At 57.4% G+C, this 23304-nt stretch carries 22 protein-coding genes; 15 read left to right on the forward strand and 7 right to left on the reverse strand.

Annotated elements, in window-relative coordinates; translation table 11 throughout:
- Window positions 1–86 precede the first annotated feature (86 nt).
- The 6 genes from nudF to NG99_RS08535 all read left to right on the forward strand — a co-directional run bounded on the left by nudF (window position 87) and on the right by NG99_RS08535 (window position 5523).
- Window positions 87–722, forward strand: coding sequence for an ADP-ribose diphosphatase (nudF, locus tag NG99_RS08510; RefSeq protein ID WP_034890825.1), 636 nt, complete (start codon window positions 87–89; stop codon window positions 720–722).
- The gene (locus NG99_RS08515; protein WP_034890828.1) at window positions 719–1144 is read left to right on the forward strand and encodes a DUF1249 family protein; all 426 of its coding nucleotides are present in this window, start codon (window positions 719–721) and stop codon (window positions 1142–1144) included. Before nudF ends, NG99_RS08515 begins: the two co-directional genes overlap by 4 nt.
- A gap of 37 nt (window positions 1145–1181) precedes the next feature.
- Entirely contained in the window at window positions 1182–2009 is an 828-nt protein-coding gene (gene cpdA, locus NG99_RS08520) for a 3',5'-cyclic-AMP phosphodiesterase (protein ID WP_034890831.1), read from the forward strand.
- A 2-nt stretch (window positions 2010–2011) separates the two neighbouring features.
- Entirely contained in the window at window positions 2012–2593 is a 582-nt protein-coding gene (yqiA, locus tag NG99_RS08525) for an esterase YqiA (RefSeq protein WP_034890834.1), read from the forward strand.
- A gap of 53 nt (window positions 2594–2646) precedes the next feature.
- A complete protein-coding gene (parE, locus tag NG99_RS08530; protein ID WP_034890837.1) occupies window positions 2647–4542 on the forward strand; it encodes a DNA topoisomerase IV subunit B in 1896 nt (631 codons plus the stop codon).
- 81 nt (window positions 4543–4623) lie between these two features.
- Window positions 4624–5523 carry a LysR family transcriptional regulator gene (locus NG99_RS08535; protein WP_034890840.1) on the forward strand — a complete coding sequence of 300 codons (900 nt, stop codon included), beginning with the start codon at window positions 4624–4626 and terminating at the stop codon, window positions 5521–5523.
- Between the two features lie 30 nt (window positions 5524–5553).
- Here NG99_RS08535 and NG99_RS08540 read toward each other — a convergent pair whose 3' ends face one another.
- The 4 genes from NG99_RS08540 to NG99_RS08555 all read right to left on the reverse strand — a co-directional run bounded on the left by NG99_RS08540 (window position 5554) and on the right by NG99_RS08555 (window position 9479).
- Entirely contained in the window at window positions 5554–6474 is a 921-nt protein-coding gene (locus tag NG99_RS08540) for a nucleoside hydrolase (RefSeq protein WP_034890843.1), read from the reverse strand.
- Between the two features lie 21 nt (window positions 6475–6495).
- Complete coding sequence (locus NG99_RS08545) at window positions 6496–8019, reverse strand: amino acid ABC transporter permease/ATP-binding protein (protein WP_034890846.1); 1524 nt, start codon at window positions 8017–8019, stop codon at window positions 6496–6498.
- Between the two features lie 23 nt (window positions 8020–8042).
- Window positions 8043–8870 (reverse strand): ABC transporter substrate-binding protein, encoded by an 828-nt coding sequence (locus NG99_RS08550; protein WP_052130624.1) that lies wholly within the window; start codon window positions 8868–8870, stop codon window positions 8043–8045.
- Between the two features lie 96 nt (window positions 8871–8966).
- The gene (locus tag NG99_RS08555) at window positions 8967–9479 is read right to left on the reverse strand and encodes a flavin reductase family protein (protein ID WP_084110460.1); all 513 of its coding nucleotides are present in this window, start codon (window positions 9477–9479) and stop codon (window positions 8967–8969) included.
- Between the two features lie 251 nt (window positions 9480–9730).
- Here NG99_RS08555 and NG99_RS08560 point away from each other — a divergent pair, with 251 nt between their 5' ends.
- The 3 genes from NG99_RS08560 to argE are packed head-to-tail and all read left to right on the forward strand — an operon-like array spanning window position 9731 to window position 11973.
- On the forward strand, window positions 9731–10150 hold the full coding sequence (locus NG99_RS08560; RefSeq protein WP_034891099.1) for a RidA family protein: 420 nt from the start codon (window positions 9731–9733) through the stop codon (window positions 10148–10150).
- Between the two features lies 1 nt (window position 10151).
- Window positions 10152–10829: a DUF1028 domain-containing protein gene (locus NG99_RS08565; protein WP_034890850.1), complete on the forward strand. Its 678-nt coding sequence runs from the start codon at window positions 10152–10154 to the stop codon at window positions 10827–10829.
- Window positions 10822–11973, forward strand: coding sequence for an acetylornithine deacetylase (argE, locus tag NG99_RS08570; protein WP_157032590.1), 1152 nt, complete (start codon window positions 10822–10824; stop codon window positions 11971–11973). The genes NG99_RS08565 and argE overlap by 8 nt, the downstream gene beginning before the upstream one ends.
- A 6-nt stretch (window positions 11974–11979) precedes the next feature.
- On the opposite strand, the gene NG99_RS08575 is transcribed toward argE, so the two are convergent.
- Window positions 11980–12927 carry a LysR family transcriptional regulator gene (locus NG99_RS08575; protein ID WP_034890855.1) on the reverse strand — a complete coding sequence of 316 codons (948 nt, stop codon included), beginning with the start codon at window positions 12925–12927 and terminating at the stop codon, window positions 11980–11982.
- Window positions 12928–13323: 396 nt separating this feature from the next.
- Here NG99_RS08575 and NG99_RS08580 point away from each other — a divergent pair, with 396 nt between their 5' ends.
- The 5 genes from NG99_RS08580 to NG99_RS08600 all read left to right on the forward strand — a co-directional run bounded on the left by NG99_RS08580 (window position 13324) and on the right by NG99_RS08600 (window position 21277).
- Window positions 13324–15693 carry a glycoside hydrolase family 3 C-terminal domain-containing protein gene (locus NG99_RS08580; protein WP_034890858.1) on the forward strand — a complete coding sequence of 790 codons (2370 nt, stop codon included), beginning with the start codon at window positions 13324–13326 and terminating at the stop codon, window positions 15691–15693.
- Window positions 15694–15755: 62 nt separating this feature from the next.
- On the forward strand, window positions 15756–16841 hold the full coding sequence (locus tag NG99_RS08585) for an ABC transporter substrate-binding protein (RefSeq protein WP_034890861.1): 1086 nt from the start codon (window positions 15756–15758) through the stop codon (window positions 16839–16841).
- Window positions 16842–16891: 50 nt separating this feature from the next.
- The gene (locus NG99_RS08590; protein ID WP_052130628.1) at window positions 16892–18664 is read left to right on the forward strand and encodes an ABC transporter permease subunit; all 1773 of its coding nucleotides are present in this window, start codon (window positions 16892–16894) and stop codon (window positions 18662–18664) included.
- 2 nt (window positions 18665–18666) lie between these two features.
- Window positions 18667–19704, forward strand: a complete 1038-nt coding sequence (locus tag NG99_RS08595; RefSeq protein WP_034890863.1) for an ABC transporter ATP-binding protein — start codon at window positions 18667–18669, stop codon at window positions 19702–19704.
- A gap of 316 nt (window positions 19705–20020) precedes the next feature.
- Window positions 20021–21277: a flavin-containing monooxygenase gene (locus NG99_RS08600; protein WP_034890867.1), complete on the forward strand. Its 1257-nt coding sequence runs from the start codon at window positions 20021–20023 to the stop codon at window positions 21275–21277.
- 74 nt (window positions 21278–21351) lie between these two features.
- On the opposite strand, the gene NG99_RS08605 is transcribed toward NG99_RS08600, so the two are convergent.
- Both NG99_RS08605 and NG99_RS08610 read right to left on the reverse strand, forming a co-directional pair.
- A complete protein-coding gene (locus NG99_RS08605; RefSeq protein ID WP_034890869.1) occupies window positions 21352–21660 on the reverse strand; it encodes a putative quinol monooxygenase in 309 nt (102 codons plus the stop codon).
- Between the two features lie 33 nt (window positions 21661–21693).
- Window positions 21694–22275: an NAD(P)H-dependent oxidoreductase gene (locus NG99_RS08610; protein ID WP_034890872.1), complete on the reverse strand. Its 582-nt coding sequence runs from the start codon at window positions 22273–22275 to the stop codon at window positions 21694–21696.
- Window positions 22276–22436: 161 nt separating this feature from the next.
- Between NG99_RS08610 and NG99_RS08615 the strand changes: the two genes are divergently transcribed.
- Window positions 22437–23204 (forward strand): transporter substrate-binding domain-containing protein, encoded by a 768-nt coding sequence (locus NG99_RS08615; RefSeq protein ID WP_034890875.1) that lies wholly within the window; start codon window positions 22437–22439, stop codon window positions 23202–23204.
- The last annotated feature ends 100 nt before the right edge of the window (window positions 23205–23304 follow it).

The raw sequence follows: 23304 nt of genomic DNA on the forward strand, positions 1-23304 counted from the left end.
TCAAATAACTCACTAAGAACCACACTCTCAGCGGATTCGGGATTGCTTTTCTCGTATTTGCACCTGTTAAGCAAGGAGCGGTCTCAATGGAAAACGGCAAAGAATACCCAGTGACTTTCACCAAAAACGATGTAGAAATTATTGCACGAGAGACACTTTATAACGGTTTTTTTTCACTCACCCGCTACCGTTTCCGTCACCGCTTGTTTAATGGCGGCATGAGTGATGAAGTAAAAAGAGAAGTCTTTGAGCGCGGACACGCAGCGGTGCTGCTACCCTATGACCCGGTGCGGGATGAAGTGGTGCTGGTCGAACAAATCCGCATTCCCGCATTTGACAGCAGCCAAACCCCCTGGCTGTTAGAATTAGTCGCCGGGATGATCGAGCCTGGCGAAACGCCCGAAGATGTGGTCCGGCGTGAAGCCGTGGAAGAGGCCGGAATTACCCCTGCGCGAGTGAAACCAGTGTTAAGCTATCTGGCCAGCCCCGGCGGCACCAGCGAGCGATTAGCTATTCTGGTGGGGGAAGTGGATGCCAGCGTGGCGAAGGGAAACCACGGTCTGGAGGAAGAGAATGAGGATATTCTTGTCCATGTGGTCAGCCGCGAGCAGGCGTACCGCTGGGTGGAAGAGGGGAAAATAGACAATGCGGCCTCTGTCATCGCCCTGCAATGGCTGGAGCTGCACCATAAAAAATTACGAGCCGAGTGGAAAACCGAATGATAAAGCGCTATGTACCTGATTTCCCTGAAATGATGCGGGTGTGCGAGACCAACTTCGCCCAGCTGCGTCGCCTGCTGCCGAAAGAAGATCGGGCGGGTGAGTCAGTGACCTATCAGGTGAACGGTGCCAACTATTCCATAACCATTCATGAGTCGACGCGTTACACCACGCTGGTCGAGGTGAAGCAAACGGCCCCCGCCGTCAGCTACTGGAGTCTCCCGGCGATGTCCGTCAGGCTGTACCATGATGCGATGGTCGCGGAAGTGTGTTCAACGCAACAGATCTATCGCTTCAAAGCGCGCTATGATTATCCTAACAAAAAGCTCCATCAGCGTGATGAAAAGCATCAGATAAACCAGTTCCTCGCTGACTGGTTGCGCTACTGTTTAGCGCATGGCGCGATGGCCGTACCGGTTTGTTAGATACAATCTGAGATGGCGTTAACCCTAAGGATTTTGATTGGATAGCCTGTTAAAACTTCCTGCGGCGAGTGGGTCCAGGGTCAGGATTTTACAAATAACGGATACCCACTTATTTGCAGGTAAAGACGAAACGCTGCTGGGCGTGAACACCTGGGCCAGTTTTGACGCGGTACTTCAGGCCATTTCGGCCAGTCCTCGTCACTATGATTTGATCGTCGCCACCGGCGATCTGGCTCAGGATCATACGGTCGAGGCCTATCAGCATTTTGCTGAGGGTATTGCGCGCCTACCCGCTCCCTGCGTCTGGCTGCCGGGCAATCACGACTTCCAGCCCGCGATGTTCAGCACGCTGGCGGAATCTAAGATTGCCGATGAAAAGCACGTCCTGATTGGCGACAGCTGGCAAATCGTGCTGCTGGACAGCCAGGTCTTCGGCGTGCCGCACGGGATGCTCAGCGACTATCAGCTCGAATGGCTGGAAAAAACGCTGGCGATTGAACCCCGGCGCCACACGCTGGTGCTGCTTCACCATCATCCGTTACCGTCCGGCTGCACCTGGCTTGACCAGCACAGCCTGCGTAATTCGCATATGCTGGAGGCGGTATTGCAAAACTTCCCTCTGGCGACCACGCTGATTTGTGGACATATTCATCAGGATCTCGACCTGAACTGGAACGGGCGGCGGCTGCTGGCTACGCCTTCCACCTGCGTTCAGTTTAAGCCGCACTGCACCAGCTTCACTATCGATTCGGAAGCGCCAGGCTGGCGCTGGCTGGATCTGCTGCCGGATGGCAGAGTTGAAACCCAGGTCGAACGTCTGAATACCCGTGCCTTTAGCCCGGACCCTGATTCGGAAGGATACTGATTATGGCGACGCTGCTGTATCTGCATGGCTTTAACAGCTCGCCGCGGTCAGCAAAAGCGACCCTGTTTCGCGAGTGGATGGCGTCCCATCACCCGCAGATCAAGATGTACGTTCCTCAGCTTCCTGCTTTCCCCGGCGAAGCGGCGCTGATGCTGGAGAACTGGGTCATGTCCTCGGCCGGCGAGCAGGTAGGGATCGTCGGCTCATCGCTGGGCGGTTATTACGCCACCTGGCTTTCGCAGCGCTTTCGGCTGCCTGCGGTGGTGGTCAATCCGGCGGTACGGCCTTTTGAACTGCTGGCGGATTATCTGGGGAATAATGAGAACCCATACACTGGCCAGCAATATGTGTTAGAGTCACGCCACATTTACGATCTGAAAGTGATGCAGATTGACCCGTTGGCGTCGCCGGATTTGCTCTGGCTGCTGCAACAAACGGGCGATGAAGTGCTCGACTACCGTCAGGCTCTGGACTACTACAGCGCCTGTCGCCAGACGGTTGAAGAGGGCGGCAATCATGCTTTTATCGGATTCGAACGCCATTTCTCCCCGATCCTCGACTTCCTGGGCTTGCGAGATGCCTGAAGTGAGTCGCGGAGGCTGGCCCATCATTTTTAGCCACTAATCAGATTTATACGATGACTCAATCCAGCTATAACGCTGACTCCATTGAGGTACTCAGCGGCCTTGAACCCGTTCGCCGTCGTCCGGGAATGTACACCGATACGTCACGCCCTAACCACTTAGGTCAGGAAGTGATCGATAACAGCGTCGATGAAGCGCTGGCGGGCCATGCCAAATGCGTCGAGGTGATCCTGCATGTTGACCAGTCGTTAGAAGTGATTGACGACGGGCGCGGTATGCCGGTGGATATTCACCCGGAAGAAGGCGTGCCGGCGGTTGAGCTGATCTTCTGTCGCCTGCATGCCGGCGGCAAGTTCTCCAATAAAAACTATCAGTTCTCCGGCGGCCTGCACGGCGTGGGGATCTCGGTGGTCAACGCCCTCTCCACGCGCGTGGAGGTCACCGTTCGCCGCAATGCGGAAGTCTACGAAATGGCTTTCGAGAATGGCGACAAGGTGGAGGATTTGCACGTCACCGGTACGGTGGGCAAGCGCAATACCGGCACTCGCGTCCGCTTCTGGCCGGACGTGAAGTTCTTCGACAGCCCGCGCTTTTCGGTTTCCCGCCTTAGCCACCTGCTCAAGGCCAAAGCGGTGCTCTGTCCCGGCGTTGAAATTATCTTTAAAGACCACGTAAATAACACCGAGCAGAGATGGTGCTACGCCGATGGCCTGACTGACTACCTGTGCGAAGCGGTTAACGGCCTGCCGACGCTGCCTGAGCAACCCTTTGTCGGCAATTTCGCCGGGGATGTGGAAGCGGTGGACTGGGCGCTGCTGTGGCTGCCGGAAGGCGGCGAACTGCTGACGGAGAGCTACGTTAACCTGATCCCGACCATGCAGGGCGGTACGCACGTTAACGGCCTGCGTCAGGGCCTGCTGGACGCGATGCGTGAATTCTGTGAATACCGCAATATCCTGCCGCGCGGCGTTAAGCTCTCTGCGGAGGACATTTGGGACCGTTGCGCCTACGTGCTGTCGGTGAAAATGCAGGATCCGCAGTTTGCCGGTCAGACCAAAGAGCGTCTCTCTTCACGCCAGTGCGCGGCCTTCGTGTCCGGCGTGGTGAAAGATGCCTTCAGCCTGTGGCTGAACCAGAACGTTCAGGCGGCGGAGATGCTGGCCGAGCTGGCGATCTCCAGCGCCCAGCGCCGGATGCGCGCGGCGAAGAAAGTGGTGCGCAAAAAGCTGACCAGCGGCCCGGCTCTGCCCGGCAAGCTGGCCGACTGTAGCGCTCAGGATCTTAACCGTACCGAACTGTTCCTGGTGGAAGGGGATTCTGCAGGCGGCTCCGCCAAGCAGGCGCGCGACCGTGATTACCAGGCGATTATGCCGCTGAAGGGTAAGATCCTGAACACCTGGGAAGTCTCTTCCGACGAGGTGTTAGCCTCGCAGGAAGTGCATGATATCTCGGTGGCGATCGGCATCGATCCCGACAGCGAAGATCTCAGCCAGCTACGCTACGGCAAGATCTGTATCCTTGCGGATGCGGACTCCGATGGTCTGCACATTGCCACGCTGCTGTGCGCGCTGTTTGTTCGCCACTTCCGCACGCTGGTAAAAAATGGTCACGTCTACGTCGCCATGCCGCCGCTTTACCGTATCGACTTAGGCAAAGAGGTCTATTACGCGCTGGATGAGGAAGAGAAGACCGGCATTCTCGACCAGCTGAAGCGCAAAAAGGGCAAGCCTGGCGTCCAGCGATTCAAAGGACTGGGCGAGATGAACCCGCTACAGCTGCGGGAAACGACCCTCGATCCAAATACCCGTCGTCTGGTTCAGCTGACGGTTGACGATGAAGAAGTGGATAAAACGATGGCGGTGATGGATATGCTGCTGGCGAAGAAGCGCTCTGAAGACCGTCGCAACTGGCTCCAGGAGAATGGTCACACCGCTGAAATCGAGGTGTGATGCCGTTTTAAACGGTTTATACAATGCCAGCGGTGAATCTGCCATATAATCTGCCAATGCGCGCTACCGTTAAGGTAACCCTTGAAAATCACCCTTGAAGAACTGCGGGCCTGGGTGGTGGTGGTCGATACAGGCTCGATCACCGCTGCCGCCGGGCAGCTGAGCCAGACCACTTCCGGCATCAGCCGCGCCCTGAGCAGGCTTGAGAATAAGCTGCAAACCACGCTGCTGCACCGCACCACCCGACGCATTGCGCTGACCGAGGAAGGGCAGATCTTCCTGGAACATGCGCGGCAAATCCTGCGTTCGGTAGAGATGGCGGAAGAGCAGATTGCTCAGCGCCGCGAAATCCCGTCGGGCCGCCTGCGGGTTAATGCGGCCGCGCCATTTATGCTGCACGTTATTGTGCCGCTGATGGATGAGTTCTCAGCACGCTATCCGCTGATCCAGCTGGAGCTGAATACCGATGATGTGGTGATCGACCTGCTGGAGCAGCAGACGGATATCGCTATCCGCATTGGCGAACTGAGCGATTCCAGCATTCACGCGCGCTCCCTTGGCTGTAGTCGACTCAGGCTGATGGCCAGCCCGGCCTATCTGGCGAAGCACGGCACGCCGAAAAGCGTGGCTGAGCTGTCCAGGCATCGCCTGCTGGGCTTCAGCCAGATGGATCGTCACAACGTCTGGCCGGTCTGGCAAAGCGAAGGGGAACCGCTGCACATCAAGCCGACGCTTTCCGCCTCTAGCGGAGAAACGCTGCGGCAAATGGCGGTCTACGGGCAGGGAATTGCCCGGCTCTCGGACTTCCTGAGCCGGGAAGATCGCGCCAGCGGCAGGCTGGTGCCGGTGCTGGAAGAGGTGACGCGGGAGATGTATCATCCGATCCACGCGGTGTATTACCGCAGCGCGACGCTGTCGGTGCGGATCAGCTGTTTCCTCGACTTCCTCAGCCAGCAGATCGCCAGCAAACCGTTGTTATAAATGGCGGGTTTTATCGCCCGCCGTCCTGATTCAGTTCTGTAAGCTGGTCAGGAAAGCTTGCTTCACCTTCTGCGCATCAACTTCCAGGCACAGCGTCTGCTCGGCGCAGTTGGCAAACGGATTAAAACGGGACGCCAGTTGGGTGAGCCTGCGCAGCGTTTGCCCGAGGGTGATCCCTTCAGTCACAACCCGTACCGGTGATTTCACCGTGGTGAAAAATTCAGGGTGATTCAGCCACGAAATCGTCAGCGTGTCGTGCAGCGCCATGCCCTCAAAACCTTCCCGCTCCAGGCTGTACTGCAAATAGCCTTTGGAAATTTGGGTTAAAACCGGCACGTTCAGCTGGCGAATATCCTCACCGGTAATCAGCACTTCATGCGTCACGTCCAGCGGCAACACCACCACTGGCAGCGCCGAAGAGAGCACCAGATCGGCGGCGTGCGGGTCTTTCCAGATATTAAATTCGCTTTGTGGCGTGACGTTTCCGGCGTGACCATGGGTGCCAAACGCTCCGCCCATGATCACCACTTCTTTAATCAGCGGGATAATTTCCGGGGCCAGATTAATGGCGGTGGCGATATTGCTCAGCGGCCCGATGGCCACCAGCGTTACCTCGCCAGGCAGCGATTTTACCGTGTCGATAATAAAGCTGATGGCGTTATCCGCCTGTTCATCAAAGGGATTGTGCAGAGCGTCGCCCAGCCCGTCGCTGCCGTGCACCAAAGCGCTGTTAGTCACCTGGGCTAAGCCCACGGGACGGGAGCAGCCGCGAAACACCGGCGCTTTCAGGCCGATCTGCTGCGAAAACAGCCGGGCATTTTTGACCGCCTGGCCGACGGACACATTGCCAAACACCGTGGTAATACCAAGGATAGTTTGCGTTTTAGCCGCGTAGGCCAGTGCAAACGCATCGTCTACGCCGATATCGGTATCGAAAATTATTTTTCTCATCGTTCTCTGCTCGCTGATCGGTCAGGCGGAAAAATTCACGTCCTTCAAAAAAGCCTTAATGCGTGGATACTGGCCCAGACGCAGCTCGTCTGGTGAATCATCGCAAACCACGCGGCCTTTCTCCATAAAGACAATACGATGGGAAACCTTAAAGGCAAAGTTCATCTCGTGGGTCACAATGATCATGGTGATCCCTTCCTGCGCCAGCGCCTCAATCACCTGCAACACTTCATTCACTTTTTCAGGGTCCAGCGCTGAAGTCGGCTCGTCAAACAGCATGATTTGCGGTCGCATCATCATCGCCCGGGCAATCGCCACTCGCTGCTGCTGGCCGCCGGAAAGCTGGTGAGGATACTTCGTCGCATGCTCCAGCATACCGACCTTTTGCAGCAGGACGCAGGCATGGTGCTTAAGCTCCCGCAGCGGCGCCAGCCGATGATAGCGCGGTGCCAGCAGCAAGTTGTCCATTACCGTCAGGTTCGGGAACAGATTGAAGCTCTGGAACACCATGCCGATGTTCAGGCGATGCTCGCCGTGCTCAATAAAACGCGGCTTCTGTGAACCCTGCTGGCTGAGCTGGATAAACGGCTGGCCGTTGACCTGGATCTCGCCGTTGTCGATCTGCTCCAGGCCGTTCAGCAGGCGGATCAGCGTGGTTTTCCCCGATCCCGAGGGGCCGATAACCGAAACCACTTCACCCGGCTGAATGTGCAGATTGACCGCGCCCAGCACTTCAACATTGTTATAGGCCTTATGCAGCTTAGCGGCGTGCAGGGCAGGAACGCCAGCGACTCTTGCCGGGCGTGGGACCTCGGGCAGCGGCTGGCTGGCTAGCTGTAACAGCATTGGATCGACTGTCTTCGCCGTGTTGCGCTGAGTGACGTCGAGGTAGCGCTCCAGCTGCTTGAGCAGAAAGTCGAACAGGGTGACGATAAACACATAGTAAAATGCCACGGCGGCCATGGTTTCCATCACCAGGAAGTTCTGCGAGTAGAGGCGCTGGCCGACCATCAGGATTTCGGTCAGCGAGATCACCGACACCAGCGAGCTGAGCTTGACGATAGAAATATATTCGTTAGCCAGCGAGGGCAGCGCCACGCGTAGCGCCTGCGGGATCACTACTCGCCACTGAATGCCCGCATAGCGTAACCCCAGCGCCCGCGCCGCCTCGCGCTGGCCTTTGGGGACTGACAGCAGACCGCCGCGATGGATTTCAGCGATATAAGCCGTCTCGCTCAGCACCAGCGCGATCAGGCCTGCCCAGAAGGGATCGCTGAGCAGGGCGGAGGTGGCGGGCAGCGCCTGTGGCAGGTTAAAGACAAAAATCAGCAGCACCAGCAGCGGCAGGCTGCGAAACAGCCAGATGTACAGGCGGGCGGGGATCGACAGCCACGGCTGCGAAGCCTGCTTACCCAGCGCCAGCACAAAGCCCAGCACTATACCGATCGCCCAGCTTGCCAGGCTCAGTTTGACCACGGTCCAGGTCGCCAGCCAGAAGTCCGCATCGCTCAGCAGGCTCAGTAAGTAGTTCCAGTCAAAAGTCATCCGTTTGCTCCCGCCCCTCGCCGTTACTGTTTAAGCGCCTGAATGTCTGCCTCTTCCGGCTCAGCCAGATGATATTTCTTCAGCAGGGCGGCGTACTGACCGCTGGCTTTAAACGCGGCAATGCCGTCGGTGAGCTGCTGCCTGAATTCCGTATTGGTTTTGCTCACTCCCAGGCCAACCAGCACCGGATACAGCAGCGTATCGGAGGTTAGCGTCAGGCGGCCCTTCATCTTCTCCACCACCTGGCTGGCAACGGCGGCATCGGTCATCTGCACTTCTACCGCACGGGAAAGCATCGCCTGAGTCACCTGCGGATCGGTCGAGAACTCGCTGACGACAATCGGCTTCAGACCCTGTTTGGCGCAGTAGTCGGTAGACAGCGCGTGAAGTTTTTCCAGCCAGTAAGTGCCCTGCATCGAACCGACTTTGTGGCCGCACAGCTCCTCCGGCTTTTTCGGCTTAAAGGTGCTGCTGCTGAGGGTGATTAACGATTCGCCGGTTTTCAGGTAGGGGATCAGATCGATCACTTTGCTGCGCTCGGGCGTGATAAACAGCGCGGAGGCGATAAGCTCATAGCGCTTCGCCTGTAGGCCAGGGATCAGGCTGGTAAAGCGGGTGTCCACATAATGCGGCTCCAGCTTCATTGCCTGCGCCACGCCATTAATGAATTCAATATCGAAACCGGCAGGCGTTTTGCCATCCAGATACTCATAAGGCGGGAAGGTGATATCGCTACCTACGGTGAGTTTGCCCGGCGTCATGACGCTGGCCTGAGCATAGGCCGCTAAGAACAGCGACAGCGTGAGAGTAATACCTTTCGCGATGTTATTAATCCGCAGTGTTGCAGTCATGATCAATCTCCGGTGCAGGTGTTTAGCTTCTGATGAGTGAGTTGTTTATTTTTATTAGCAGGCCAGAACCGAGCCTGGCCGTAGCAAAAACTGGCCTCAGGGCTGGTCGCGCTGGATCAGCACATAGTGGCGCGCCTGCTTTGCCAGCGGCATACCGGGATGGCGATGGACGGTTTGCACTTCGCCCACCAGCAGTACGTGGCTGTCCAGCGCCAGCTGGTGGTAAAGCTGGCAGTCAAAACCGGCGATAGCGCCGTGCAGCAGCAGATTCCCTGCTGCGCTTTCCGTCCAGTGGCCGCGCTCAAAGCCTTCCTTTTGCGCATCCGGCCCGGAAAATGCCTGGGCTATCGGTTTTTGCATTTCAGACAGCACGTTAATACTGAAGCGGCGATTTTCTTCAATAATCGGGCACAGTGGATGATCGCGGTGCAGGCAAATCATCAGCAGCTTGCGGTCGGCAGAGACCGAGGTCAGGGTGTCGACGACGGCGCCTGCTCTGCCAGCCGAACCCGCCGTAGCAATAATATTTATGCCCGTAACGCCGCTTTCCAGCGCATGAATAAAGGCGTTACGCGTCATTAATGGCAATTCCTGAACCGTGGGGGCCATAGCCAGCTCCTCAATTTGTCAGCCTGAGTATGTCCATGCGGGCAGGTAAAGATAAATGCGTATTTTTTTAGGCTATGACATCAAAAAAACGAGCCTCGGTAAGGCCAGTTTTTCCTTATTCTTTACCGATAAAAATCCTAATTTATTTTCTTTTCGCCAGGCTTCAAAAATAGGGCTGCTATCCTGAGTTGGTCGCGCGCGAAAAAAGCCGGCTGGCGCTGTTCATCCCATTGCCACTGAAGGAACTTTCCATGAGTCAACCGACCCATACCCGTATCCGCATGTTTAATACTAAAGACACCTACCCTAATCAGGCGCTGAATAACGATCTCTGCCAGGCCGTTCGCGCGGGCAATACGGTTTATGTTCGTGGTCAGGTGGGAACCGATTTTGATGGCAAGTTAGTGGGGCTGGGCGATGCAGGTTTGCAGGCTGAACAGGCGATGAAAAATATCAAACAGCTGCTGGAAGAGGCCGGAAGCGACCTCAGCCATATCGTTAAAACCACCACCTACATTGTCGATCCGCGCTATCGCGAGCCGGTTTATCTGGAAGTGGGCAAATGGCTAAAGGGCGTGTTCCCGATCTCCACCGGACTGGTGGTTTCCGGGCTGGCGCAACCGCAGTGGCTGGTCGAGATCGACGTGATCGCCGTGATCCCGGAGGCATAACATGACCTTCTCGATTGCCGGATTTTGCCCGCGCAGCGGCCAGTTTGGCGTTGCGCTCAGCTCATCCAGCATGGCCGTGGCGGCCCGCTGTCCGTGGCTGATGAGCGGCGTCGGCGCCGTCTCCAGCCAGAATGTCACCTTACCGGCCCTTGGCCCCAAAATTCTTGAGCGCCTGCGCCAGGGCGAAAGTGCCGCTGCTGCGCTAAAAGCGGTGATGAACGAGGAGCCCTTCGCCGATTGGCGTCAGGTCACGGTGGTGGATAATCAGGGGCAAACCGCCGTATTTTCCGGCGGGCGCTCGTTAGGGATTAACCATCAGCGCGAAGGGCTGAACTGCGTGGCGGCGGGCAATATGCTGGCGAGCAAGCAGGTGATTGAGGCGATGGTCAGCCAGTTCTGCGCCGACCCGTCGCTGGCGCTTGGCAACCGTCTGATTGCCGCGTTACAGGCCGGGCTCCAGGCGGGCGGCGAGGCCGGCCCGATCTACTCCGCCGGAATGAAGATCGTCAGCAGTGAGAGTTGGCCATTGACCGACCTGCGGGTTGACTGGCATGAGCAGGATGCCATCGGCGAGCTGGCGAGCCACTGGCAGCGCTGGCAGCCGCAGAGCGAAGCCTATCTGACCCGCGCCATCAACCCAGCGGAAGCCCCAAGCTATGGCGTGCCCGGCGATGAATAATCCCACGACGCGCGAGCTCCTGGCGGATCTTATCGCCTTCGATACCGTCAGCCGTCACAGCAATCTGGCGCTAATGGACTGGGTACAGCGTTACCTCGCCAGCTACGGAGTCAGTAGCCAGCTGCTGCCTGACGCCAGCGGAGAGAAGGCTAACCTGCTGGCGGTGATTGGCCCGCAGGAGATTCCTGGTATCGTGCTTTCCGGCCACACCGACGTGGTGCCGGTCGACGGGCAGCAGTGGCAAAGCGATCCTTTCCTGTTGCAGGAGAGGGAAGGGAAGCTGTACGGTCGCGGCGCGGCGGATATGAAAAGCTGGCTGGCGGCGGTGCTGGCGCTGGTGCCGCAGCTGGTGGCCCAGCCTCTGCGCCTGCCCGTCTGGCTGGCGTTCAGCCACGACGAAGAGGTCGGCTGCAAGGGCGTGCCGGGGCTGCTTGAGCATCTCGACAGCCTGCCGGTGCGTCCTGCCGCCTGTATTGTTGGCGAGCCAACTGAGATGCGTCCGATCCTTGGGCATAAAGGTAAGATTGCACTGCGCTGTACGGTAACCGGTCTTGCCAGCCACTCGGCCTATACGCCGCAGGGCGTCAACGCCATTGAAGTGGCGGTTCGCATTATTCAGCGGCTGATGGCGCTGGCGGAAAAGCTCAGGCTACAGCAAAACCTGGCCTTCGATCCGCCTTATTCTACCTTGCAGACCGGGGTTATCCGCGGGGGAGAGGCGTTAAACATCGTGCCTGCTCATTGCCAGTTCGACTTTGAAATCCGTATGCTGCCGGGCGTGGAAGTGCAGCCGATGATGGCTGAACTGGAGGCGTGGTGCCAGCGCGAGCTGCTGCCGGAGATGCAACGCCGTTCGCCTGTATGTGCTATTACCTTCAGCCCGCTAAGCCACTATCCGGGGCTGGAAACCTGCGCGACAACCACCATTGACCAATTGCTGACCCTGCTGCCGCCGCCAGAAGCGCTAAGCACCGTAGCGTTTGGCACCGAGGGCGGCCTGTTTCAACAGCACGGCATTCCCACGCTGGTGTGCGGTCCGGGAGCCATGGCTCAGGGACACAAGCCGGATGAGTTTGTCAGCCTCGATCAGCTTGCCCTGTGCGATGATTTTTTAATACGCCTGTGCCGCTGGCTCCGGGCGTAAGGCCTTTCAGGCCACTGACAGCGGGTGTATCTCGGCCTCGCTGAGATGCTCCGGCGTCAGTTCCTGGCTACGGCAATAATCCATGAATAGCTGGGTCGGTCGCGTTGGCTCGGCGTGGCGCAGATGGGCCATCACCAGACAGGATCCTTCCATCTCATCGCGGATCGTTACCCGCTTAACGCGCTTGCCGTCATAGGTAAAGTCCGGGAACGGGCGCGTCACCAGTAGAGAAAAACCGAATCCCTGGCCGACCATACAGCGCACCATCTCAATCGAGGGCGAACTGAACGCAACGTTAGGCTTCAGCCCTTTCGTTTTGAAGATATCGAGGAAATAGTTCCGGCTTGGCACCACGTCCAGCAGGATCATCGGTTCCCTGCTCAGCTCTTCCAGACTTACGCTGCTGCGCAGGGTCAGCGGATGATCGGCGGGTAGCAGCGCGTAGGGTTTTTGCGGGGCTTTCAGCTGCTCGGCGTGGATGCTGCTGTCCAGCTCGTGGCGGTAGAGGATTGCCATATCAAAACGTCCGCGATGCAGGCCATCCGTCAGCTCGTGCTGCTCGCCGTCGTAAATCTGCACCTCAATATTGGGGTAGAGCTTTTTAAAGCCGGCAATCAGCTTGGGCATATAGAGCGGCGCGGCGGTTTCAAAGCAGCCAACCGACAGCGTGCCAGCCACCAGATCGTTGTCCGCACGGGCGTTCTGCTCAAACTGCCGCGACATTCTTAGCAGCTCAGCGGCCTTGTCATAAAAACGGCGGCCCCCCGGCGTCAGCGATACGCCCTGAGCGTGATGACGAATAAAAAGCTGCTGCTCGAAGCTCTCTTCAAGGCTTTTTATCGCGGTAGAAATCGACGGCTGGGCAATATGCAAATGGCGCGAAGCCTCTGCAATGCTGCGATGTTCGACGACGGTGATAAAATATTTCAGCTGTCTCAGGGTGAAATGGGCCATGTGCAGGGACTCTCTCTGATTAGTATTTGGTTAGGCAAGAGCTTTCTTTGGCGATATAAAAGCGATGTAGCGGAATAGTAGCAATATCCATGCCACGCAAAATCAGCGCAAAATCCCAGTTACGATTCTTTAACACCCCGTCGCTGCCCTTTCAGTGTGCAATGATTGCCTGATTCCCCTGACGTGCGCGCTATTGCAGTGCGTGTTGTCCGACCGCCGGGATCATTGGCGTAGCCTCTCTTAATTATTGAGCTGTTGCCGCCTTGCATAGTTTTTTTAACTCCAGTGGCAAGAAAATTACTTCTTTCCTCGCCGTTTCCGCCGGGTCCATAGTGAATGCCAGCGAATTCTGTGGCGCACCGGTCGCCGCACCTACCTGACAGGAATACTAAAGGCATGAGCACTGCGTTATTTCAGCACGGGGAATTTTTATCTCTGGCCAAAGCCATGACGCCAGAAGAATTGGGCGACATCCTTAGCGGCCACGGCATGTGGAAAACCGAAGCCAATGCGAGGCTGGGTATTCCGCCGATAGTCATGACGGACGGCACCTACGGGGTGCGTTACTCGATCCAGCAGATTGAGCAGGATGAAAAGGGCGGCCAGGACTTCGAGGCCTTCCTCAACGTGGTGAACCAGCGGGCGAAGGATGTGGAGGTCGCCTGGGGCACGATGAAACCGGCTACCTGCTTCCCGAATGGCTCCAGCTTTGCCTGTAGCTGGGACGTGGAGCTGGCGCACACGCTCGGCGACGCGCTGGGCAAAGAGTGCCAGCATCTGGGCGTCAATCTGCTGCTCGGGCCGGGCATCAACATTCGCCGTACGCCGCTCGGCGGCCGCAGCTATGAATACTATTCTGAAGATCCGCTGATCGGCGGGGAAATCGCGACCGGGGTGATCAACGGGTTGCAGCAGCGCGGCGTGGGCGCTTCGCTGAAGCACTTTGCCTGTAACAACTCCGAAGTTGAGCGCACCAGCATGGACTCGGTTATCGACGAGCGCGCGCTGCGGGAAATCTATCTTCGTGGCTTTGAGCGGGCGGTAAAACAGTCTCAGCCGTGGACGGTCATGAGCTCTTACAACCGGCTGAATGGCGTACACACCGCTGAAAACAGCTGGCTGCTGACTGACGTGCTGCGCAGCGAGTGGGGCTTTGAAGGCGTGGTCGTGGCGGACTGGCACGGCATCAAGGACCGTCCGGCCTCTTTACTGGCGGGCAACGATCTGGACATGCCTGAAAGCGAAACCCGCAAGGCGAGCCTGATCAAAGCGCTGAAATCCGGCGACGTTTCTCGCGAACCGGCGGAGCAGTCTGCGGAACGTATTCTGCGCCTGATCCACCGGGCCAAAACGGCTGAGCAGCCCGGTACGCCGATGGAGACGGATGCTCACCACCGGCTGGCTCGCCGGATGGTGGCAGAATCTATTGTCCTGTTGAAAAACACCGATTCGGCCTTACCGCTGGAAGCCGCAAGCTGTCGTCGGCTGCTGATCGTTGGCGAAGGGGCGAAAAAACCGGTTATTCAGGGCTCTGGCTGCGCTACCACGACTCCCACTCGCGTAGACATTCCTTATGACGAAATCCTTCGGTACTGCGGCGATGCCATGACGCTGGAGTGGCGTCAGGGCACCAGCGAGGATGCCTCGCAGCAAGCCACACTGCGTGAAGAAGCCTGTGCCGCGGCGCGCCAGGCCGATCGGGTGGTGGTTTTTGTTAACAGTGAAGACGGTTACGACGGCGAAGGTTCCGACCGCCGTACCCTTGGCCTGGCGCAGGGGCACGATGCGCTGATTAGCGCTCTGGCCGCCGTCAACGACAGGGTGATTGTGGTGCTGGCTAACCCGGATGCGGTGGTGATGCCGTGGCTGGAGCAGGTCAGCGCGGTGGTGGAGACCTTCTACGCCGGGCAGGCGATGGGCGGCGGGCTGGCCGACGTACTGTTTGGCGAGGTAAACCCCTGCGGCAAGCTGACGGTCACCTTCCCTCAGCGGATGGAAGATATCCCCGGCTGGCTCAGCTATCCTGGCGAAAACGGCCGCCATTACTACAGCGAAGGGATCTTTGTCGGCTATCGCGGGTACGACGCCCGCCGCATTGAGCCGCTGTTCCCGTTCGGTTTCGGCCTCAGCTACAGCCAGTTTACCTATAGCGAGATTGAACTGGACCGAGACAGCCTGCGCGAAGGCGAAGCGGTGAACGTCAGCTTTACGCTGAGCAATACCGGTGCGCGCGCCGGTAAAGAGATCTGCCAGCTTTACAGCGGCTACCAGACGACCAAACGCTTGCGTCCGGTCAGGGAACTGCGGGCCTTCTGCAAAGTAGCCCTGCAACCCGGCGAACAGCGGCGCATTACCCTGACGGTGCCAGCCAGCGATCTGCGTTACTACGACACCGGCCGCCAGCAGTGGGTACTGGAAGAGGGGCGCGTTTCTCTCAGCGTCGGTCCGAACTCGCGAGAGCTGCCGCTACAGGCTGAGCTGCACTGCCTGAGTAAGGTTGCGCGCTATCGCCTGATATCGCGCGATACGCAGCCGGTATTTGTGCTGGAAAATCCGCTGGCTCGCGAATACTTCAACCGTTTCTTGCAGGTCCAGCTGTCGGTGAATGCCGAAGACGCTGACCGGATGCTGGAACACTGCAAAAACTCCTTTTTCAGTATCTTCACCACCTTCGATCGTCGGTTCCGCCAGCGGTTTGTGGACGACGCGATTGAGCAACTGATCGCGACGGTTAATCGCGCCATCGTCGAACAGGAAACAGAGTAAAAAAATCAGCGGCTTTCAGGCCGACATATAACAACGTTTCGCTATGCAGCAGGGGAATCAGGATGAAAGACACTAAACAGTATACCCGTCGTGATGCGCTCAAACTCGGCGTGGGAGCGGCGATCGCCACTGCCGTGGCTCCGATGATCGTCAGCCGTCCGGCAAGAGCGGCTGAAGTCAGCACGCTAACGGTCGCCGACGTGGGTGGCCCGTACGGCGCGGGATTCGGCAAGGCTTTCTACAAGCCGTTTGAAGAAGCGACCGGCATCAAGATCGTCAATACCGTGCTGGGGCCGGACCCGGTTCCGCAATTCCAGATGATGGTAGATACCAAAAACTACCTGTTCGACGTCGCCCTGCTGAACCCTGAGCACCTGGTGCGTCTGAACAAAATGCCGAAGCCGTATCTGGAAGATCTGCATATTCAGGTGCCTGATCCGGAGAACTATGTCAAAGGTTCGATCACTCCACAGTTCGGCGGCGTCAGCATTTACGCCCTCGCGCTTGGCTATCGCACCGACAGCTTCGACGGCAAACCGGTGCCTGCTAACTGGATCGACTTCTGGAACACCGCCAAATTTAAGGGACGCCGCGGCCTGTGGCGCAGCCCGGTCTGTACGCTGGAGCTGGCATTAATGGCCGATGGCGTCGACCCTAAAAAACTCTACCCGCTGGACGTGGATCGCGCGTTTCGCAGCCTGGATAAAATCCGCAGCAGCATTGATGTCTGGTGGACCAGCGGCGCGCAGGCTACGCAGATGCTGCAAAGCGGCGAGCTGGATATGATGAGCATCTGGAGCACCCGCGCCCAGACCGCCATTGATGCCGGCACGCCTGCGTCGATTGCCTGGGGACAGGGTCTGTACAACATTGACGGCTTCACTATTCCGCACGGCAGCCCTAAGCAGGAAGCCGCCCGCAAGTTTATTCAGTTCTGTATGGATGCGAAGCGCCAGTCGATGTACACCAACGACCTGGCCTGCGGACCGACCAATATCAAAGCCTACGACTATATCGATAAGAAGAAAGCGGCACTGCTGCCAACGGCCCCCGACCATATTCAGGGTCTGGCGGAGCTGGGAGCAGACTTCTGGGGCGACAATCAGGTAGCGCTGACTGAACGCTTTGAAAAGTGGGTAATGAGTTAATCCGTGCGGTGGCGCAGTCAGCGCCACCCTGCCTTCTGGAGGATATTTCCTTGGCAGAGCTTGCAACATCGACCGTAAAAAAACAGCCAGGGGCCGCCAAAAGGCGCTGGCATCCCCTGTGGCTGACCGCCCCGGGGCTGATCTTTCTAGCCCTGTTTCTCGCCTGGCCCACGCTGAAACTGATGCTGCTCAGCTTTCAGAGCGCCGAAGGGGGCTTCTCGCTGGACGTCTGGAGCCAGATGTTTGGCGCGGGCATCTACGTGAAGGTCATGGTCAATACCTTCGTGATTGCGCTGCAAACCACGCTGGCATGTCTGCTGGTGGGCTATCCAGTGGCTTACTGGCTGTCTCAGCGCGGTGAAAATACGCGCCGTCGCCTTATGTGGCTGATTTTACTTCCGTTCTGGACAAGCGCGCTGCTAAAAAACTTCGCCTGGCTGGTGCTGCTTTCCCGGCGAGGTATTCTGTCTGAAATCCTGATGTCGCTGGGCGCTGAGCAGCCGCTGAACGTGCTCTACACGCGCGGCGTGGTGGTGTTTGCGATGGCGCACAGTATGCTGCCGCTGGCGATCATCACCATGCTGCCGACGATGACCGGGATTGATCGCGGACTGATGCGCGCGGGGAACACGCTGGGCGCATCGCGCGCGCAGAGCTTCTGGCGTATCTTTTTCCCGCTTTCAATGCCTGGCGTTGTCGCCGCCTGCCTGCTGATTTTTATTGGTTCGCTGGGCTTCTTTATCACGCCAGCGCTGCTCGGCAGCCCGCAGGATTCGGTCATTGGTCAGCTGTTGATTACCCAGGTACAGCAATTGCTTAACTGGCGGCTGGCCGGTGCCGTGGCGATGTTGCTGCTGGTGATCACGCTGATAGTCTGCTTCTGCTACGACAAACTGTTCGGCATGTCGGCCATTTCCGGCGGTGAAAGCCATGCCAGCGGCAGGCTGATTCGTCGCCTGGGGCACGGGATTACCGCTTCGGCGGCAGCGGTTTCCGACTGGATAGGGGCCGTGCTGGCCCGAATACCTGGTCGTCCTGGCTGCGGCTGGCTGCTGCCGCTGTTTAGCAGCCTGGTGATTCTGGTGCTGATCTCGCCAGTCATCTCCTTCCTGCCAATGGCGTTCAGTAGCTCCAGCTTTTTGCAGTTTCCGCCGCCGGGCTTCTCGCTGCGCTGGATGGAAACCTATCTGGAGTCGCCGATATGGACCGGCGCTACCGTGCGTTCATTTGGCATCGCGCTGGTGACCGGTATCCTCTCGGTGCTGATTTCAGGCATTGCCGCCTTTGGCCTCGCCCGTCATCAGGGCAAGTCCGGTAGCCTGGTGGTGATGACCTTCCTGCTGCCGATGATCATCCCCAATATTGTCACCGCCGTATCGCTGTTCTATCTGTTTGCCACGATGGGGCTGATTGGTTCCGACCTCGGCATCATCCTTGGGCACACGGTGATGGCGATCCCGGTGGTCTTTATCATCATTCTGACCACTTTCAAAGGGTACGACTGGCGGCTGGATCAGGCGGCAGGCACGCTTGGCGCCAGTCGCTGGCGGACCCTGCGGGAGATAACCCTGCCGATGATCAAAAGCAGCCTGCTGGCGGCTTTTATTTTCGGCTTTCTCAATTCTTTTGAAGAGCTGACGGTGGCGCTGTTTGTCGGCGGCGGCGTCAAGCAAACGCTGCCAAAACAGATGTGGGATGACGTGCTGCTGTCGGTGACGCCCACGCTGGCGGCCGCTTCGGTGATTATCCTGTCGGTGGTCACGCTGTTGTTCATTATTGCCGAACGTTCGCGTCGTAAAGCCGATGCGCTGCAAGGAGAGTAAGCATGTCCTCTGTTAAGTTGAAAGTAGAACAGATCGCGAAATACTACGGGCCAACCAGGGTATTGCAGGATCTGGATTTAACGGTGCAAAAAGGGGAGCTGTTAACCCTGCTTGGCTCCTCCGGCTCGGGGAAAACCACGCTGCTACAGATTATCAGCGGGCTGACGGAACCCACTTCAGGCCGCCTGCTGATCGACGGCAAGGACGAAACCTGGACGCCGGTACACCAGCGCGATATCGGCGTGGTGTTCCAGAACTATGCGCTTTTCCCCCATCTCACCATTGAGGAAAACGTCGCCTTCCCTTTACGGATGCGTAAAATGCCGGCCGCCGAGGTGGCGCGCCAGGTGAAAAAGGCGCTGGAAATGGTTGAGCTGGGCCACGCCGCCCAGCGTTTCCCGCGCGCCTTATCGGGTGGGCAGCAGCAGCGCGTGGCGCTGGCCAGATGTCTGGTGTACCAGCCGGGGATCATCCTGATGGATGAGCCGCTGGGCGCGCTGGACCGTCAGCTGCGCGAAACCATGCAGATGGAAATCCGCCGCATTCATCGTGAATCGGGCGCGACCATCATCTTTGTCACTCACGACCAGGAAGAGGCGCTGGCGCTGTCTGACCGTATCTGCCTGATGAACGAGGGGCGTATTGTGCAGATCGATACGCCTCAGGCGATTTACGAAAAGCCGGAATCTACCTTCGTGGCTGGCTTTATCGGGCTGTCGAATATCCTGACGGGAGAGGTTCGCGGTGACCAACTGGTGACGAAGCAGGGCGTTTTTGCTTTGCCTTCTTCAGACCCTCTGCCGGGGATGGCCTCGCTGGTTATTCGCCCTGAACACATCCGCATCCAGCGCTCGGGCGCGGCGCTGCTTGAGGGTGAAATTTGCGAGCGGATTTACGCTGGTTCGGAAACTCGTCTGGTGGTGAAGCTGGCCGAGGGCGCCCGCTTCATTGTGCGCAGCAACGGCATGTCGGGCGATAAAATAGGCGACCGGGTTTCGCTGGGTTGGGACGTACAGCAGAGTTTACTGCTCTCCGCCTGACGAAATATTACGGAGTCATCATGCTGGTCAAGGGCCAGCGTTATTTCTCTCATTAAATATAACCGCGCAGGGTAGCTATTCTGCGCGGCAGGTTTTCTGCTGGCTAAATAAAATAGCCATGAGGCATAAATTAAAAAATGCCTTATCGAAAATCTGCAATGGAATCCTGTCTGTTAACCCAGGGAATGCTGCCTCATTATTTTATCTTCAGAGGGACGTTTTTTACTATTTTACCTTGCAGCGGCAGTTGAATAACCTTGGCGTATGACGCAGAGATGGATAATAAATCCAGATAACCTTATTAAAGGATGCAGTGATGGTCGTTGAAAAAACCGTGATCGATACCGTGGTAATCGGCGCTGGGCAGGCAGGTGTGGCGATGAGCGAGCATCTGACCAATCTGGGTATTTCCCATCTGGTGCTGGAGAAAAAGCGCATCGCCGAAGCCTGGCGCACCGGCCGTTGGGATTCGCTGGTAGCTAACGGCCCGGCCTGGCACGATCGTTTTCCAAACATGGAATTTCCCGGCATCGGCGCCGACAGTTTCGTGCCGAAAGAGCAGGTTGCCGACTATTTTGAAGCCTATGCGGCTAAGTTTACGCTGCCGATCCGCACCGGCGTTGAGGTAAAAAGCGTGGTGCGAAATGAAGGCCGTCCCGGCTTTACGATTGAAACCTCCGAAGGGATTATTGAAGCCCGTCATGTGGTGGCGGCGACCGGGCCTTTCCAGCGCCCGGTAATCCCCGCTATCGCACCGCAAGAGGAAAGCCTGCACCAGATCCATTCCGCTGCTTACTACAACCCGCAGCAGTTGCCAGAGGGCGCGGTACTGGTGGTGGGGGCTGGTTCTTCTGGAGTACAGATTGCCGATGAGTTGCAGCGTGCGGGTAAGGAAGTTTATCTTTCCGTCGGCGCGCACGATCGTCCGCCTCGCGCCTATCGTCAGCGAGATTTTTGCTGGTGGCTGGGCGTGCTGGGGCTGTGGGATGCCACGGCCAGCCAGCCGGGTAAGGAGCATGTTACTATTGCGGTTAGCGGCGCACGCGGCGGCCACACCGTGGACTTCAGGGCGCTGGGCCACCAGGGCGTTAAGCTGGTCGGCCTGACCAAAGCGTTTAAGGACGGGAAAGTCACTTTCCAGCCCGACCTGGCGGAAAATATTGCCCGCGGCGATGAGAACTACCTCGCTCTGCTGGATGCGGCCGATGCTTATATCGCCCGTAACGGACTGGATCTGCCGGAGGAGCCGGAAGCGCGCCATTTCCTGGAAAATCCTGACTGCGTAGCCAACCCTGTATTGCAGCTGGACATTAAGGAAGCGGGAATTACCACGATTATCTGGGCAACTGGCTATGGGTTGGATTATGGCTGGCTAAAGGTTGCGGCTTTCGATGAAAATAATAAGCCGAAGCATCAGCGAGGGGTATCGAGCGAGCCTGGCGTCTATTTCTTAGGCCTGCCGTGGTTATCACGCCGGGGCTCCACCTTTATTTGGGGCGTCTGGCACGATGCGAAATATATTGCCGACCATATTGCCACCCAGCGGAAATACAGTGAGTATGGACAGGTCTGACCGGAAATTACAGAAATAAGACATCGGGGGCGAATAAATTCGCCCCCGAGTTAAATCTCCGACTGGCGAGAAATTTATTTCGCCGGTTCCAGCACGAAAATCTTCACGTCCACCACGTCATTTTTAATGTTGGCGCGGTGCGCTTCCATATGATCCGCCTGCTGATGCTGTTCCAGATGGCGCAGGGAATCCCAGTGCTCCACCATAAAAATTGAGTCAGGCGAATTCTGCTTCCACGGCACCTGCGCTTTGTAATCGGTCAGCGCCTGATAGCTGCCGCACCCCTCTTCCTGCAACACCAGAGGCGTCAGTTTCTCAATAGCCTGTAGCACGGCCGTACGGCGGCCCGGCTTGACGCAAATTTCAGCGATCACGGTAAGCATGGTTATTCCTTAATGAGAGGGTCGTCTGACTAGTTAAGCAAAGATTTCGCTCAGATGAGTCCGATAGCGCGCAATATCCGCTGGAATATCCGGCAGTTTAATCACATCGTTACAAATAAAGGTCGGCAGACTCTCCATCCCCAGGAACTGATTGGCCTTGTGGAAGTGCAGATACAGGCCGTCGACGCCCACGCCCTCAAAGAACTGTTCCGGGTCGGTAAACGCCTGTAGCGGCGCATTCCAGGTGAGGGAAAGCATATATTTTTTCCCCTGGATCAGGCCACCCGAGCCATATTTCTTCGCGGCGTCTGAACGGGTACGGCCGTCGCTGGCGTACAGCGAGCCGTGGCCTTCGGTGAAGACTTCATCAATGTATTTTTTCAGGATCCACGGCTCGCCCATCCACCAGCCTGGCATCTGATAAATCACCGTGTCGGCGTCGAGGTACTTCTGCACTTCGTCAGCAACCACATAACCGTTGTCGACCACGGTCACCTCAACCTGATGGCCCGCGTCGCGTAAAAAGGTTGCCGCAACTTCGGTCAGCGTATGGTTCAGCTCGCCTTTGGAATGGGCGAAGGCCTTACCCGCATCAATAATAAAAATCTTGCTCATGCTCTTTGTTCTCCAGTTCATGACGTTGAACGCAGTCTACGCGCGAGAGCTGACGAGAAAAACGTGTGTTTGATCACAACACTTTTGCATTTTGAGCAATAATACCGCTTCTCAGGATAGGATTTCACACCTTCACTATGAACATGATGGGACAGAGAATAATGATAAAAATGGGGATTGCTGCCTTACTGCTGGTTGCCGGTAGCGCCAGCGCGCAGTCGCATCTGGATCGGGTGCTGCAAAGCAAAGTACTGACGGTATGCACCACTGGCGACTACCGACCTTATACCTTCCTGCGTGCCGACGGGCAATACGAAGGAATTGATGTGCAGATGGCCCACTCGCTGGCGAAAAGCCTCGGGGCCGAGGTCAAATGGGTTCCTTCAACCTGGAAAACCTTAACGCCGGATTTCCTCGCGAAGCAGTGTGATATCGCGCTGGGCGGCGTATCGGTGACGCTTCAGCGACAGCAGACCGCCTGGTTCGCCACGCCGCTGGGAACCGACGGTAAAATCCCGCTGGTGCGCTGCGCCGACAAAGCGAAGTACCGTACGATTGCGCAGTTGAATAAGCCTTCGGTACGGCTGATCGAGCCTGCTGGCGGCACCAACGAAGCTTTTGTCCATCGCTTCCTGCCGCAGGGGAATCTGACGCTGTCCCATGATAATGCCGCCATTTTCCAACAGCTGGTGGATAAAAAAGCGGACGTGATGATCACCGACGCCTCGGAAGCGCTGTTTCAGCAGAAGCACTATCCACAGCTTTGCGCGGTGAATCCTGACCAGCCAATGCAGTACGGCGAGAAGGCCTATATGCTGCCGCGCGACGATCTGAGCTGGAAGCTGTACGTCGATCAGTGGCTGCATCTGAGCACTGCCACCGGTGAGTACCAGCAGGTGGTCAGTCAGTGGCTGGCCGTAAAAAAATAACCTTTGCTGGCGGGGCGCTCTTTCGTTGCCAGATTCCCGTGCAGCGCCACGGTTACCTGTGACAGACCCCGTGCGGATAGGGTACTATCCTCGCCAAACG

Source organism: Erwinia typographi (genome assembly GCF_000773975.1).
Classification (GTDB): Bacteria; Pseudomonadota; Gammaproteobacteria; order Enterobacterales; family Enterobacteriaceae; genus Erwinia; species Erwinia typographi.